We start from the raw sequence: 14,592 nt of genomic DNA on the forward strand, positions 1-14,592 counted from the left end.
ATCATTGCTGATTATTTCAGCGGCCGCCACGTTTACTGTTGGGTAACGTTAATAGCTGGCGCAACCCAGGATCAGTGGTGCGCCACGAACGTCATCCGCCACGGATTGTGCCCGATGTTGCGCGGCGCGCGTCGCGCGCTGAACCCCGCGGCGCCGAGCTTGGCGATCATCTCGTCCTCGCGGTAGCGCTGCAGTCCGATCCGGGTGCGCAGCTGGCGGTAGTCGGACAGCGCGGTTGAAGCCAGCCCGACCAGCGCATCGCGCAGGAAACCGTGGGTCGCCGCAAAGCGCAGCAGGGCCGCGACGTCCCTCGCCATCCCGACTTCAGGCCGCAGGATATCGCCGAGCACGAACCGGCCCGAGGGCTTCAGCAGGCGGTGGATCACGTCGAACGCGGAATCGAGCTCCTGCGGCGTCATGTATTGCGCCACCGAGTTCATCACCACGAGGTCGATCGAGTCCGCGTCCATGTGCTTCAGGTCATCGAGCGAGCGGACACGGATGCGGGTGTCGGGCGCAAAGCGCGCGACCAGACGGCCGCGTACGCCGGGCGCCGGCTCCGCCAGATAGAGCTGGGCGCAGGCATTGGCGACCTTCGCCGCCGACAGCGCCTCGCCGCAGGCATAGTCGAGCACCACGGCATCCGGCGAAGCGATGTAGCCGATGATGTCGTTTGCGATGATCTGGAAATGCAGGTCACGGTGCAGTCGGCTCGCATAGATCGTATGCGTGGAATCGTAATAATCGATCCATTCATCCATCGCGTTTGGTATCCGGCAGAACGGGTTCCTAGCCTCAGGAACGGGTGGGCTGATGATGCGTTAGCGGTCCGGCGGCCAATGTTCAATGCGCCGAAATACGGGTTCCTAACAGGAAGGTCCAACGTGAGCAAAGCCAAGACTGACAAGATCTCGCCCGATCTCGACACGCCGAGCGACCTGCCGCAGGCTGCGGTGGACACGATCTCGGCCTCGCTCAACACGCTTCTGGCCGACGCCTTCGCGCTCTATTTGAAAACCAAGAATTTCCATTGGCACGTCAGCGGCCGGCATTTTCATGATTACCATTTGTTGCTGGACGAGCAGTCGGAAGCGATCTTTGCGACCACCGACCAGCTCGCCGAGCGGGTGCGCAAGCTTGGCGGCGCGACGCTGAAGTCGATCGGCGATATCGCCAGGCATCAGACCATCAAGGACAATGACGACGATTATGTGCCGCCGCGCGAAATGCTGCGCGAGTTGATGGAAGACAACAAGCACATGGCGGCCGCGATGCGCAAGGCACACAAGCTGGCCGACGACCAGGAGGACTCCGGCACCGCGGGCCTGCTCGAAACCTTCATCGACGAAACCGAGCGCCGCACCTGGTTCCTGTTCGAGGCAAGCCGCCAGGAAGGCAGCAACGCGGCGTAAGCTGCGCGCCCGCACCCGCGAGGCAGCAATCCAGAGCTGTTTTGCTCCGGATTGCTTTGCCAAGGTCGCTGTCTGGCCGCTCGGCAGCGTTCAGTGCGGTTGAAGCTTACTGAGCCGAGAAACCCACCGTCGTCTGCGATCTCTCGATCGGCGGAGGATTCCACTTTCCGGTCAGCGCCTCCGATTTCGGACCGTAGAGGCGCATGGTCAGGTTGAAGGCTCCCTTCGGCGCCGGAAGCCAGTTGGCTTCCTTGTCCTTGCCTGGATTCTCGTTCTGGAAGTAGAGATCGAGCGAGCCGTCCGGGTTGTATTTGAACGGCATCCAGCTGGACACAGCGAAGCGGTTCAGCACGTTACCGACCTGGAATCCTTCCTGGTCGTAGAGCGTGATCGACCAGAAGGCATTGACCGGTGGGGTGGCGCCCTTGTCGAACGTGATCGTATACTTGTTAGCGCCGTCGAGCGGTTTGCCGGTACTGTCGGCGAGATTGAGCGGATAAATGGCGTCCTCCGGCAGGTTGGCGCCAAGCCCGAGCTGCGCGACGATCGCACGCTTCAAATAGTAGTTGCCGTAAACGCCCATCGTGTCGGTGTTCATCGACCAGCCGTTCGCAACGCGCGCCAGCGTCGGCACCTTCCATGCCATCAGCTTCTGCCCGTCCTGCGGCGCCGTCTCCAGCGCCCGTTGCAGCACCGGGTCCACCTTGCTGATTTCGAAGCTCTTGCCGGGCTCGATGCCGATCCTCTTCATCTGCGCGATGATTGGTTCATCGGTGATGTGCGGCGGGTGAAGCTTGAGCAGCTCGGCGGCCTGCGCGAAGTAGACGCCGGCCGACATGGTATCGACCTGCACCTTGGGCGCCGTCTTCATGTCGACGCTGGGATCGATCCTGACCTCGGTCGGCTTCTGAGTCTTGCCGAACTCGGAAAGAGGCGTGACCTTGTAGCCGGCCTGGATCTTGTGGACCGCATCGTAGTCCGGCGGGCCGTCCGTCTTGGTGCGGCCAATGACCCAGACGTAAGGCGTCGGCGCGTCGATGCGCTGGGTATCCTTCGGAAGCTTGAACTCCTCTGCAAACCTGTCGCGCAGATCAGGCCGCCATCCCGGAGCCGTCACCAGAAAGGTCCCCGCTTTGGTGCCCGTGGTGCGCCAGCCGGGCGAGGCGAACACATCCGACCACATGTCCAGCATCGGCAGCAAATAGAAGCGTCCATCGGTATCGGGAACGGAGACGACAACCGGCTCCTTGGTCATGTCCAGCCATGAAACGGAATAGAGCGTATCGAAGTTGGACCGCACCACGCCCTTGAAATTCGCCGGTGGGTATTCGGGCACGTTGACGAAGGTATTCATCGGGCCCTTGAAGTTGTCCTTGCCGGGCTCGACGTTGGTGAACTGCTTTCGCGTGATGTCCATCGTCAGGAGCGGGTAGAAGTAAATATAGGCGTCCACCGCGATCGCGTGTGCCTCCTGCTCGTTGATTGCCGGCGCCGTCTGGGCCAGCGCTGCAGGCGCGGTAGCCGCGCCAATGCAGAGCGACAATGTCAGCGTCAGAATTCCTCGAAACATGTCGAATTCTCCTCTCCTGATCTCTGTTGCGGTTGCTTGTGGGAAGCGCGGAGCATCTGATGCCGTCAGGTGATGTGTATGACCTCCATTGCTCCTGCAAAAAGAGCAGCAGCGGACGCGGAAGTTCTGTCACTCCCGCAGATGAATCGCGCGCTTTAAGGTGTCATTGGCGGCATAAATCGCCGCAGCGATGCTGACTTAAATCAAGGTTCTTTGAAAAGTGATGCCGGCAGGCTTAACGTTGAAAAAGGGCTGCACTACCTCCACGCGTGGCACTCTAGCACGGGCAGGAAGCGGGAGCGAGTAGCGCTCAATATGGCGACAGGCCGAATCGTCAGTGGCCTTCCGTGATCACGGGCATTCTCTGCCCGCATAGTTTCGGGAATCCGTTGAGCGCGCAAAAAGAGCCGCACGCATAACGATTGGGCTACGGATAATCAATTTAGGTTGCCTGTATCCCGTCACCTTCCCCAAGGGGGAGAACGAAACACAGTCCGTTCGACAATCTTGAATCCTAGCGTTTCCACAGCCGCAGCAGCGGCCCGTCCTTGCCCATCACCGGATCGGTCGCGGGGATCGCGACCAGCGGGATCGTCTTCAGCGCCCTGGCGTGGTTCTCCGGCGTCGGCCGCTGCAGATCCATCGGGGGGCCCGGCGGATAGGCGCCGACCACGCAGAAATCGTCGCTCGCCGACAGGCATTGATGCCCGGTGCCGGCGGGCAGGATCGCGACGTCGCCGGCCGCGATCTCGAGTGCTTGCCCGCGCTCGCCGCCGAACTGCACGCGCGCGCGGCCGCGCGCGACGCCCAGCACCTCGTGCACGGTGGCGTGGTAATGCGCGAAGTCGTAGACGCCGTTGCGCCACATCGCGCCCCAGCCGTTCTCGCCGAACAGCTGCTCGATGCTGGCCTCGGGATTCTTGCTGACGTCGACGGCGGCCTTGTAGACCAGGAACGGCATCGGATTGTTCGGCACCAGGCCGTCGTCCCGGAAGACGATGGTCTGGGGTTCGATATCGGTACGGACGACCGACATGGTGGCTCTCCAGCGCTGCGAGGTGGTCTCCAGAGCATCAAACCGTCGGTCCGCAAACCGTTCCAGCTAGATTTTGAACTTCAACACGTCTTCCCTGAACCTGAGCCCGTGCCCGGGCCGCTCCGGCGCGGTGATCATGCCGTTGGCGATTTCGGGCGGGTCGACCCAGAGATCGTCGATCAGCGCCATGTTCTCGCACCAGATCCCGTTCGGAATCGAAGCCAAGAGGTGCACATTGAGTTCGGGAAACAGATGCGGCGCGATGGTGATGCCGAACGTGTCCGCAAGCGCCGCGATCTTGCGCAGGTCGGTCATGCCGCCGCGCATCGGGTCGGGTTGCAGGATCGGCAGGCAGGGATTGAGAAAGAACGGCCGCAGATCGTAGCGCGTGAAATGCGTCTCGCCGCCGACGACGCGCATGTCGAGCGCCGCCGCGATGCGCTGGTAGCCGGCGAAATCATCGGCCGGCACCGGCTCCTCGAGCCAGTAGATATCGTACTTCTCGAACTTGCGTCCCATCTCGATCGCGACATCGGCGCTCCAGCCCATGTTGACGTCGATCATGATGTCGATGTCGGGCCCGAGCGCCTCGCGCATGCGGCGCACATTGTCGAGGTCCTGCGCCGGAGTGTGGACATGCGCGACCTGCATCTTGATCGCCTTGTAGCCCTGCTTCACGAAATGCAGCGCCTTCTCGATCATCCCGTCGCCACCGGCGCCCCGGAAGCAGCCGGAACCATAGATCGGGATTTCCGAGCGATAGTGCCCCCACAGCCGGTGCAGCGGCAGACCGGCCCGTTTCCCGACCGCATCCCACAGCGCGATGTCGAGCGCCGACATGGCCATCGCGGCGATGCCGCCGCGGCCATAGGTCATCGTCGCCGTCCACAGATCGCGCCAGATCGCCTCGATCGCGGTGGCGTCCTTGCCGATGACGCGCGGGATGATGCATTCCTCGAGACAGGCCGCGATCGACTTCATCGCCGGCTTGAACACGAACAGATAGCCCATGCCGGTAACGCCGCCGGACGTTTCGACGTCACAGATCAGAATGTCGCGCGTCGCGCCGAGCGCTGCGCCTTTCAGCCAGGGATCGTCGGCCCAGGGCAGCCGCAGCATCGTCACGCGGATGTCGCGGATGGTCATGTCTGAATGGGCTGAAATCATCGGCGTTCCCTTTCCAGGCCGGATCATGTTTGCCTGATCTCGGACAGGGAAACTCAATCACAGAGCGCAGGCCGCGATCCAGCGCGCTTCGTCATGGCTCCAATGCGCCAAGATCTGGCGCCAAGATCCGATTGCCTTCAGGTCGTCTTGGGCAACTCGAACACCAGGCAGGTCGTGGTGGCATGCGCGAGCAGCTTGCCCTTGCCGTCGGTAATCCGCGCCTCCGCGGTCGCAATCCGGCGGCCGGCGTTGAGCACGTGGCCCTCGGTGCGGATTTTGCCGGTGTCCTGGCTCATGCCGCGGACGAAGGAGATCTTGAACTCCAGCGTGGTGTAGCCAAAGCCCTGCGGCAGCGTGGTCTGCACCGCAAGCCCCATCGCGGAATCCAAGAGGATCGCTGCGTAGCCGCCATGCACCGAGCCGATCGGGTTGTAGTGGCGCAGGCCCGGGATGCTATGGATCACCACATGGCCGGTCTCGGCGGAGCAGTCGAACGGTTCGACATTCTCCATGATCGGCGGCTCCGGCAGGGTCCGCGCGAAGATGCCGCGCACGAAGTCGAGCCCCGGCATCGATGCCATCACCGCCATCGAGGAGACGCCGTAGACGGGCTTCGGGGTGGCGGGGGCAGTCATGTCGGCATTTCCCGTGATCTGATGCGAAGGCGCATTGTCCATCAGTGCTTGCAGCACATGACAGTCCGTCATGCCCGGACTTGATCCGGGCATCCATCTTTCTTCAAGGGATGGATTGCCGGGTCCCGTCCACGCCGAGGCTCCGACGAGGCCAGTGGTCCCGGGCGCGCCGAAGCCTTTGGCGGAGGCGGCAAGCCCGGCAATGACGATCGGGCTCTAAGCCGCGCGCTTGTTCTTCCGCATCAGATCGGCGAAGCGCTGGAACAGGTAGTGCGAGTCGCGCGGGCCGGGCGAGGCTTCCGGGTGATACTGCACCGAGAACACCGGCTTGCCCTCGAGCGCGATGCCGCAATTGGAGCCGTCGAACAGCGAGATATGGGTCTGGGTCGCACCTTTCGGCAGCGTCGCCTGGTCCACGGCAAAGCCGTGGTTCATCGAGGTGATCTCGACCTTGCCGGTGGTCTCGTCCTTGACCGGATGGTTGGCGCCGTGATGGCCCTGATGCATCTTCATGGTCTTGGCCCCGACGGCAAGGCCAAGCATCTGATGGCCGAGGCAGATGCCGAAGGTCGGCGTCCCCGAAGCGATCACCTTCTGGATCACGGGCACGGCATATTTGCCGGTGGCGGCCGGATCGCCGGGGCCGTTCGACAGGAATACGCCGTCCGGCTTCATCGCGAGGATGTCTTCGGCGGCGGTCGTCGCCGGCACCACGGTCACCTTGGCGCCAACGCCGGCGAGCAGGCGCAGGATGTTGCGCTTGATGCCGTAGTCGATCGCGACCACGTTGAATTCCGGCGCGGTTTGCTGGCCGAAACCGTTGCCCCACACCCAGGGCGTCTCGTCCCAGGTGAAGCGCTGGCCGGAGGTGACCATCGGCACCAGGTCCATGCCCTCGAGGCCGGGCCATTCGCGGGCTTCTTCCTTCAGGCCGTGCAGGTCGAACTCGCCGTTTCTGGCGTGCGCGATCACCGCATTGGGCATGCCCTTGGAGCGGATCAGCGCGGTCAGCGCCCTTGTGTCGATGCCGGAGAGGCCGATGATGCCGCGCGCCTTCAACCACTGGTCGAGGTGGCGGGTGGCCCGGTAATTCGAGGGATCAGTGATCGCCGAGCGCAGGATCACGCCGCGCGCGCCGGGCGTCGCCGCCATGTTCACCGTCTCGATGTCTTCCTCGTTGGTACCGACATTGCCGATATGCGGGAAGGTGAAGGTGATGATCTGGCCGGCATAGGACGGATCGGTGAGGATCTCCTCATAGCCGGTCATCGCGGTGTTGAAGCAGACCTCGCCGACGGCGTGGCCCTCCGCGCCGAGACCGAAGCCTTCCAGCACGGTACCATCGGCGAGCACAAGGAGCGCGGTCGGTTTATCGTCCGGCCAGGCGGGAGCGTTTTCGGATGTTGTCATGAGCCCTTTAAATAGACGCCGCACCCTGCGGCGTCAAAGCGAAAGGGCACGGATTCACACGGCAATACCGGCCGATTTGACAGGCCCGAACGGCCTTTTAATCTAAAGTTCCCTGAAGCGGCCGTTTGCTTGCCGAAAATGACCCGTCCGGAGCTCCCGCATGGATAATACGATGCCGATCCTGCTCGTCCCGGGCCTTATCTGCTCGCCGCGGATTTTCGCCCCGGTCATCCCGGCGCTGTGGCGATGCGGGCCGGTGACGGTCGCCAACCATGTCAGGGACGACAATATGGGGGCGATCGCCCGCCGGATCCTGGCCGAGGCGCCGCCGCGCTTTGCGCTCGCCGGGCACTCGATGGGCGGCTACATCGCCTTCGAGATCATGCGGCAGGCGCCGGACCGGGTTGCGAAGCTGGCGCTGATGAGCACCCAGGCGCGGGCCGATACGCCGGAAGCGACCGCGCGTCGCCGCGGCATGATTGAGCGTGCCAGAAGCGGCCAATATCGCAGCGTGGTCGATGAGCTGTTTCCGGGCTTCGTGCATCCGTCGCGGCAGGGCGATGCAAGCCTGCGCCGGATCGTCGACGACATGAGCGAGGACGTCGGCGCCGAGGCCTTCATCCGCCAGCAGAACGCGGTGCTCAGCCGGCCGGATTCGCGGCCGAGCATGGCCTGGATCAAGTGCCCGACCTTGGTGCTGACGTCGGATACCGACAACACCGTGCCGAATTCGCTGTCGGACGAGATGGCCAACGGCATTCCCGGCGCAAAACTTGTGGTGCTCGCCAATTGCGGTCACCTGCCGCAGCTGGAACAGCCGCAGGCCTGCGCCGATGCGCTGGTCGAATGGCTGAGGAACTAGGTTGTTCTGCCGGTGCAGACTGCCTAGATGAGGGGATTGCTGGTTCAAGGAAAACGAAATGCTGCGCGACGACATCAATACTGCGGTCAAGGAAGCGATGAAGGCAAAGGACGAGCGCAAGCTGTCCACGCTGCGCATGGTCAATTCGACCATCAAGAACGCCGACATCGACGCGCGCGGGCAGGGCAAGCCGCCCCTCTCCGATGCCGACCTGCTCGGCCTGCTGCAGAAGATGATCAAGCAGCGCCAGGAGTCGGTCGAGCTCTATGACAAGGGCGGCCGCGCCGAGCTCGCGGCCCAGGAGCGCGAGGAGATCGCCGTGATCTCGGCGTACCTGCCGAAGCAGATGTCCGATGACGACGTGAAGGCCGCGATCTCGGCGATCATCGCCGAGACGGGTGCCGCCGGCATCAAGGACATGGGCAAGGTGATCGGCGCGCTGAAGGCGAAATACGCCGGCCAGATGGATTTCGGCAAGGCCAGCGGCCTGGTGAAGGCGGCGCTGACGGGCTAGCCGTTCGTCCCGGCTGGCTTGCGGCGCAAAGTGCCGCGGACCGAATTGTGGGAACCTTTCTGCTGACGGAGCATCTGACGGGCATGACCTCGCGATGACTCCGCAAAGGAAAGGCCCCGATGAACCCGATTGTGCATGCGCTGGATCGTGCAAGAGCCGCTCAAACCGAATCCGACAAGCCGACCCGGGCCGAAGTCGAGGCCGCAGTCCGCACCATCATCCGCTGGACCGGTGACGATCCGGAGCGGGATGGTCTGCTTGAAACTCCGGCGCGTGTGACGCGTTCGTTCGAGGAATTCTTTGCGGGTTACGACCAACGTCCCGCGGAGATCCTGGAAAAGACCTTCGAGGAAATCGAAGGCTACGACGAAATGATTGCCCTGCGGGGCATCCGCTTCGAGAGCCATTGCGAGCATCATATGGCGCCGATCGTCGGTCAGGCCTGGGTTGCCTACATCCCGAACGGCCGCGTGGTCGGCATCAGCAAGCTGGCGCGGGTGGTCGACATCTATGCCAGGCGTTTGCAGATTCAGGAGAAGATGACGGCGCAGATCGCCAACACCATCAACGACGTCTTGAAGCCTCAGGGCGTGGGCGTCATCATCAAGGCGTCGCATCATTGCATGACGACCCGTGGCGTACACAAGCCGGATACCGATCTCGTGACCAGCCGCATGCTGGGTTGCTTTCGCGACAATGCGCTAACCCGCCAGGAATTCCTCGGCATAGCGGTTTAGAGCGTCACAGGGCGATGGAGGAATGATATGGCCGATCAGCAAGCTCCTTCCGGTCCCGATCTGACACAGGGCGTGGCACTCTCCGACTTCTCTGGCGCGATGTTGCTCGGCCATGTCGGCGACGAGGACGTGCTGCTGGTGCGTTCGGGCGCGGATATCTTTGCCATCGATGCGCATTGCAGCCATTACCACGGCCCGCTCGCCGAAGGCCTCCTTGAGGGCGAGACCGTCCATTGCCCATGGCATCACGCCTGCTTCGATATTCGCACCGGTGAAGCGACCGCCGCGCCCGCCTTCAACGCGCTCGCGGTCTGGAAGGTCGAGCGCGAGGGCGATCGCGTCATCGTGCGCGAGAAGCGCGCGCAGCCGAAATTCTGCGTCAAGGGTCCGGTCGATGCGCCCGGCAGCATTGTGATTGTCGGCGGCGGCGGGGCAGGGTTTGCCGCCGCCGAGATGCTGCGACGGCAGGACTATCGCGGCAGCATCGTCATGTTGAGCGGCGAGGCCGCGCCGCCGGTGGACCGTCCGAACCTGTCAAAGGACTTCCTCGCCGGCAGCGCGCCGGAAGACTGGCTGCCGTTGAAACCGGACGATTTCTATCGTGATGCGGCGATCGATCTCAGGCTCAGGACCGAGGTCAAGTCGATCGATACCGGCCGCCGCAATGTCGTGCTCGCCGGTGGCGAAGTGCTCGCCTATGACCGGCTGCTGCTGGCGACCGGCGCGGAGCCGGTGCGGCTGCCGATCCCGGGCGCGGATCAGCCCCACGTTCATGTGTTGCGCACCGTCGACGATTGCCGGGCCATCATCGCCTCGGCCAGCGGAGCGCGCCGCGCGGTTGTGATCGGTGCGAGCTTCATCGGCCTCGAGGTGGCGGCCTCGCTCCGCGCGCGGGAAATCGAGGTCCACGTGGTCGGGCTGGAGCAGCGGCCGATGGAACGCGTGCTCGGGCCTGAGATGGGCGATTTCGTCCGCGCGTTGCACGAAGAGCATGGCGTCGTCTTCCACCTTGGCGACACGGTGACCGCGATCGAGGGCAAGCGCGCCCGCCTGAAGAGCGGGCCCGTGCTCGATGCCGATCTCGTCGTGGTCGGTGTCGGCGTGAAGCCGCGGCTGGCGCTGGCGGAAGCGGCCGGGCTCGCCATCGATCGCGGCGTGACAGTCGACGCCTATCTCGAGACCAGCGTTCCCGGCATCTACGCGGCCGGCGATATCGCGCGCTGGCCGGATCCGCACAGCGGCCAGAACATCCGGGTCGAGCATTGGGTGGTGGCGCAGCGCCAGGGCCAGACCGCCGCGCGGAATATGCTTGGGCAGCGCGAGGTGTTCGACGCGGTGCCGTTCTTCTGGAGCCAGCATTACGACGTGCCGATCAACTATGTCGGCCATGCCGAGCAGTGGGACGAGATCGCGGTGGATGGCAGCATTGCCGGTAGGGATTGCAAGCTGCGCTACAAGCGCGGCGGGCGCGTGCTCGCGGTCGCATCGATCTATCGCGACCTCGATAGCCTCAAGGCCGAGGTCGCAATGGAGCGGGCGTAAGCCTGACGGCTTTCTCCTCAAGGATGTTCGTAGCCCGGATGCAGTGAAGCGAAATCCGGGGGAGTCTGTCCACTCGATGAGAACCCCGGATTGCGCGGAGCCTGTCATCGGGCGCGCGTTCGCGCGACCGCTCCATCCGGGGTTCTTTATCCGGGCACCACATTCTTCGTCAGCCCGGGCTTGTCCCGGGCATCGACGTCTTTACAATCTGCCACAGCAAAACGCGGATGGCAGGGGAAAGCCCCGGCCATGACGAGGGACGGAAGCAACACACACCATGCTCAAGGAAGCCGCTACTTACGACGAGCTCTATCGCAACTTCCGCTGGGACGTTCCCGCGCGCTTCAACATGGCGACCGCGTGCTGCGACTGCCATGCCGACGGCACCGGGCGGCTCGCGCTGCTCTATGTCGACGAGGATGGCGGCACCACGCGCACCTCGTTCGACGAGGTCGCGGACGCCTCGCGCCGTTTCGCCAATGTGCTGACCGCCGACGGGCTGGTGCGCGGCGACCGCGTCGCGGTGTTCCTGTCGCAATCGCTCGAACTGCCGGTCGCGCATCTCGCGGCGTTTCGCGCGGCGATGATCTCGATCCCGCTGTTCGCGCTGTTCGGCGAGGACGCGCTCGAATTCCGCCTGTCGAATTCTGCTGCCAAGGCCGTGATCACCGATGAGGCCGGCTGGGAGAAGATCGCGAAAATCCGCGATCGCCTGCCCGAGTTGAAGAGCATCTATATCGTCGGCGAAAAGACGCCGGCGGGGACGAGACCGTTCTGGAGCGCGATCAAGTCGGCGTCGCCTGAGTTTGCGACCGTCGACACCTCGGCCGACGATCCCGCGCTGATCATCTACACGTCGGGCACCACGGGCAATCCGAAGGGCGCGCTGCACGCGCATCGCGTCGTGCTCGGCCATCTGCCCAATGTCGAGATGTGCCACAACTTCCTGCCACGGCCCGGCGACCTGATGTGGACGCCGGCCGACTGGGCCTGGATCGGCGGCCTGATCAACGGCCTGTTCGCATTCTGGTACCACGGCATCCCGATGGTCGGTCACCGCGCCCGCAAGTTCGAGCCGCAAGCGGCGATGCAGATGATGGCCGAGCTCGGCATCCGCAACGTGTTCCTGCCGCCGACCGCGCTGAAGCTGATGCGGCAGGCGAATGTGAAGAATTCCGGCGTCAGGCTGCGCAGCATCTTCACCGGCGGCGAGTCGCTCGGCGGCGAATTGCTGGATTGGGTGCGCGACACCTTCGGCATCGACGCCCATGAGGTGTTCGGTCAGACCGAATGCAACCTCGTGATCGGCAGCAATTCCAACCTGTTTCCGATCCGTCCGGGCTCGATGGGCCGCGCCACGCCGGGCTTCGACGTCCGCATCGTCAACGAGAAGGGCGAGGAGCTGCCGCGGGGCCAGCGCGGCATCATCGGCGTCCGCCAGCCGTGCCCGTGCACCATGACCGAGTACTGGCGCAATCCGGAAGCGACCGCGAAGAAATATGCCGGCGAATTCCTGCTGACCGGCGATCTCGGCGTGCAGGATGAGGACGGCTATTTCTGGTACGTCAGCCGCGAGGACGACGTCATCACCACCGCCGGCTATCGTGTCGGCCCGTCCGAGATCGAGCACACGCTGATGAAGCATCCGGCGGTCGCGATGTCGGCGGTGGTCGGCATCCCCGACCCGATCCGCACCGAATCGATCAAGGCCTGGATCGTGCTGCGGCCGGGCTACGCGCCGAACGATGCTTTGGCGCGCGAGATCCAGGAGTTCGTCAAGGTTCAGCTCGCCGCCCACGAGTATCCGCGCTTCGTGCAGTTCGCCGACAGCCTGCCGATGACGGCGACGGGCAAGGTGCTGCGGCGGGAGCTGAGGGCGCTGGGGTAGATTCTCTCCGGCAAGTCCGTCACGATACGCACATGCAAAAGACTGCCTCGCAGGCCCCCGGCCTGCATCGCGCCTCGCTCCGGAAGCTCCACGAACTGGATGCGGCGCTGGAGCTGATGTATTACGGCTGGCGCGGGATGACGCTGGCGGCTGACCAGTATCTTGCCACGGTTGGCCTGTCGCGCCCGCACCATCGCATTCTCTATGTCATTGCGCGGCGACCCGACATTTCGATCGGCTCGCTGATCGAGGTGCTCGGCATTTCCAAGCAGGCCTTGAACCGGCCACTTGGCCTGTTGCTGGAGCGAAAACTCGTGGCGGCGAAACGGTCGCCCGAGCAGCATCGTTCCAAATTGCTGCACCTGACCGCAGCAGGGCAACGCATCGAGCAGCGCGCGTCCGACCACGAGCGCGAGGTGCTCCGTGAGGCATTCGATCGTGTCGGCGCGCCCGGCACCGCCGCATGGATGGCGGTGATGGGAGCAATCGCCGACAACAACTAGCCTCCTCAAGTCAACATAGTTGACGTGAGAGGCTCGTCGTGCCAGTCCGCCCCGCAGTCACGCGGGGGAGGGCAGTCGCATGGGCGAACAGATCATGGACCGGGCGGCTGCCGGACGCTTTGTCGAGGCGTGGTGCGCGAACTGGTGCAACGTCGATATCGACGCCGTCGTCGCGCACTTCGCCGACGATGCCGAGATGCGCAGCCCGTTGGCGCTCAAGTTGACGGATGCCCCGGTGGTCACGGGGGCCGAGAATATCCGCGCCTACTGGCGTAAGGCCTATGGCAGCATCGCAAGCGCGGACCTCAAGATCCTGAACTGGAGCTGGGACGAGACCATCGCGCGCCTGACGGTGTGGTGGCAACTCGGCGATACGCGCGCCAGCGAGTTCATGGACTTCGATGGCGCCGGCCGTGTGGTGCGCAGCGAAGCGTTCTACGGAAAATAGCCCATGCGATTTTCGGATGTCGTCCTGCTGCTCAACGCGCTCTGGTTCGGCGCCGCATTCGTCCAGTTCAGCATCGCCCAGCGCAACACGCTGAAGATCCTGGTCCCACGCGAGGAGCGTGGCAATCCGATCGCGCCGACCTTGTCGGCCAGCGTCGCGTTTCTCGGCGGCATCAATCTGCCGATCGGGCTGCTGTCGATGTACTTCCTGGTCGCAAGGCCGCCGTTCTTTCAGGCTATTGAGGCGCAGCTCTCACTGTTCCTGTTCTTCGCCGCGTGTCACTTCAGCCAGTTCGCCTACAATTTGCCTGTGCTGATGCGAGGCGGGCGCGTCGGGGTCGCTTACTGGCCGGTGCTGAAGGGCCCGATGCTCAGGATCTTCGTCATCGACGCGACGCTGTTTGCGGCCAACCTGATTGTTGCGCTCTTGCTCGTGGCGTGAGCTACGAGGGCTGGGCGTAATACCTCCTCACCGTCGTCCCGGGCAAGCGAAGCGCGACCCGGGACCCATAACCACAGCTATATGTCGTTGTGCGACGCCGTGGCCCCAGCGAACTTCACACGCAGAGCGGTGGTTATGGGTCCCTGCTTTCGTGTTTGGTCCCGTATGATTGGCGAGGGCCCGCATTGGGGCCTGGTAGCGGAGGCATTTGAGCCTGGTTCGATTGTAGTCGTGGACGAATTTGGCGATGAAGGTGTCTCGATCGGCGTGATCGATGAAGGTCCGCCGGGCGCTGCCACGCTTTGTTTCGCGGCCAATGGCTTCGGCGATGCGCCGGTTGAAACGTTCGACGAGTCCGTTGGTCTGCGGATGGTAGGGCTTGGTCAGGCGATGCTGGATGCCGCACTGTCGGCAGAGTTGATCAAAG

General features: G+C 63.8%; 16 protein-coding genes. 9 read left to right on the forward strand and 7 right to left on the reverse strand.

Going from position 1 to position 14,592, the window contains the following annotated elements; all coding sequences use genetic code 11:
• Window positions 1–71: 71 nt before the first annotated feature.
• Window positions 72–761 (reverse strand): class I SAM-dependent methyltransferase, encoded by a 690-nt coding sequence (locus J6525_RS41355; RefSeq protein WP_057017034.1) that lies wholly within the window; start codon window positions 759–761, stop codon window positions 72–74.
• Between the two features lie 123 nt (window positions 762–884).
• Here J6525_RS41355 and J6525_RS41360 point away from each other — a divergent pair, with 123 nt between their 5' ends.
• The gene (locus J6525_RS41360) at window positions 885–1,412 is read left to right on the forward strand and encodes a Dps family protein (protein ID WP_028344084.1); all 528 of its coding nucleotides are present in this window, start codon (window positions 885–887) and stop codon (window positions 1,410–1,412) included.
• A 106-nt stretch (window positions 1,413–1,518) separates the two neighbouring features.
• Here J6525_RS41360 and J6525_RS41365 read toward each other — a convergent pair whose 3' ends face one another.
• The 5 genes from J6525_RS41365 to carA form a co-directional block, all read right to left on the reverse strand.
• A complete protein-coding gene (locus J6525_RS41365; protein ID WP_092087396.1) occupies window positions 1,519–2,982 on the reverse strand; it encodes a DUF1254 domain-containing protein in 1,464 nt (487 codons plus the stop codon).
• 514 nt (window positions 2,983–3,496) lie between these two features.
• A complete protein-coding gene (locus J6525_RS41370) occupies window positions 3,497–4,018 on the reverse strand; it encodes a cupin domain-containing protein (protein ID WP_225648971.1) in 522 nt (173 codons plus the stop codon).
• Window positions 4,019–4,084: 66 nt separating this feature from the next.
• The gene (locus tag J6525_RS41375; RefSeq protein ID WP_158074194.1) at window positions 4,085–5,185 is read right to left on the reverse strand and encodes a mandelate racemase/muconate lactonizing enzyme family protein; all 1,101 of its coding nucleotides are present in this window, start codon (window positions 5,183–5,185) and stop codon (window positions 4,085–4,087) included.
• Between the two features lie 137 nt (window positions 5,186–5,322).
• Window positions 5,323–5,820 carry a PaaI family thioesterase gene (locus J6525_RS41380; protein WP_092087503.1) on the reverse strand — a complete coding sequence of 166 codons (498 nt, stop codon included), beginning with the start codon at window positions 5,818–5,820 and terminating at the stop codon, window positions 5,323–5,325.
• Window positions 5,821–6,036: 216 nt separating this feature from the next.
• A complete protein-coding gene (gene carA, locus J6525_RS41385; RefSeq protein ID WP_092087402.1) occupies window positions 6,037–7,230 on the reverse strand; it encodes a glutamine-hydrolyzing carbamoyl-phosphate synthase small subunit in 1,194 nt (397 codons plus the stop codon).
• A 160-nt stretch (window positions 7,231–7,390) separates the two neighbouring features.
• On the opposite strand from carA, the gene J6525_RS41390 reads away from it, so the two are divergent.
• The 8 genes from J6525_RS41390 (at window position 7,391) to J6525_RS41425 (ending at window position 14,165) form a co-directional block, all read left to right on the forward strand.
• On the forward strand, window positions 7,391–8,092 hold the full coding sequence (locus J6525_RS41390; protein ID WP_092087404.1) for an alpha/beta fold hydrolase: 702 nt from the start codon (window positions 7,391–7,393) through the stop codon (window positions 8,090–8,092).
• Window positions 8,093–8,150: 58 nt separating this feature from the next.
• Window positions 8,151–8,606 carry a GatB/YqeY domain-containing protein gene (locus J6525_RS41395; protein ID WP_028333117.1) on the forward strand — a complete coding sequence of 152 codons (456 nt, stop codon included), beginning with the start codon at window positions 8,151–8,153 and terminating at the stop codon, window positions 8,604–8,606.
• 119 nt (window positions 8,607–8,725) lie between these two features.
• Window positions 8,726–9,343: a GTP cyclohydrolase I FolE gene (gene folE, locus J6525_RS41400; RefSeq protein WP_225648972.1), complete on the forward strand. Its 618-nt coding sequence runs from the start codon at window positions 8,726–8,728 to the stop codon at window positions 9,341–9,343.
• A gap of 27 nt (window positions 9,344–9,370) precedes the next feature.
• Window positions 9,371–10,885 (forward strand): FAD-dependent oxidoreductase, encoded by a 1,515-nt coding sequence (locus J6525_RS41405; RefSeq protein ID WP_225648973.1) that lies wholly within the window; start codon window positions 9,371–9,373, stop codon window positions 10,883–10,885.
• Between the two features lie 277 nt (window positions 10,886–11,162).
• Complete coding sequence (locus J6525_RS41410; protein WP_225648974.1) at window positions 11,163–12,773, forward strand: acyl-CoA synthetase; 1,611 nt, start codon at window positions 11,163–11,165, stop codon at window positions 12,771–12,773.
• 32 nt (window positions 12,774–12,805) lie between these two features.
• Window positions 12,806–13,276 carry a MarR family winged helix-turn-helix transcriptional regulator gene (locus tag J6525_RS41415; RefSeq protein WP_092087412.1) on the forward strand — a complete coding sequence of 157 codons (471 nt, stop codon included), beginning with the start codon at window positions 12,806–12,808 and terminating at the stop codon, window positions 13,274–13,276.
• 79 nt (window positions 13,277–13,355) lie between these two features.
• Window positions 13,356–13,724: a nuclear transport factor 2 family protein gene (locus tag J6525_RS41420; protein ID WP_092087414.1), complete on the forward strand. Its 369-nt coding sequence runs from the start codon at window positions 13,356–13,358 to the stop codon at window positions 13,722–13,724.
• 3 nt (window positions 13,725–13,727) lie between these two features.
• Window positions 13,728–14,165: a hypothetical protein gene (locus tag J6525_RS41425; RefSeq protein WP_225648975.1), complete on the forward strand. Its 438-nt coding sequence runs from the start codon at window positions 13,728–13,730 to the stop codon at window positions 14,163–14,165.
• A 27-nt stretch (window positions 14,166–14,192) separates the two neighbouring features.
• On the opposite strand, the gene J6525_RS41430 is transcribed toward J6525_RS41425, so the two are convergent.
• On the reverse strand, window positions 14,193–14,592 hold a 400-nt coding region (locus J6525_RS41430), incomplete at its 5' end, for an integrase core domain-containing protein (protein WP_225648976.1).

The sequence above is a fragment of the Bradyrhizobium australafricanum genome (assembly GCF_020329495.1).
Lineage (GTDB): Bacteria > Pseudomonadota > Alphaproteobacteria > Rhizobiales > Xanthobacteraceae > Bradyrhizobium > Bradyrhizobium australafricanum.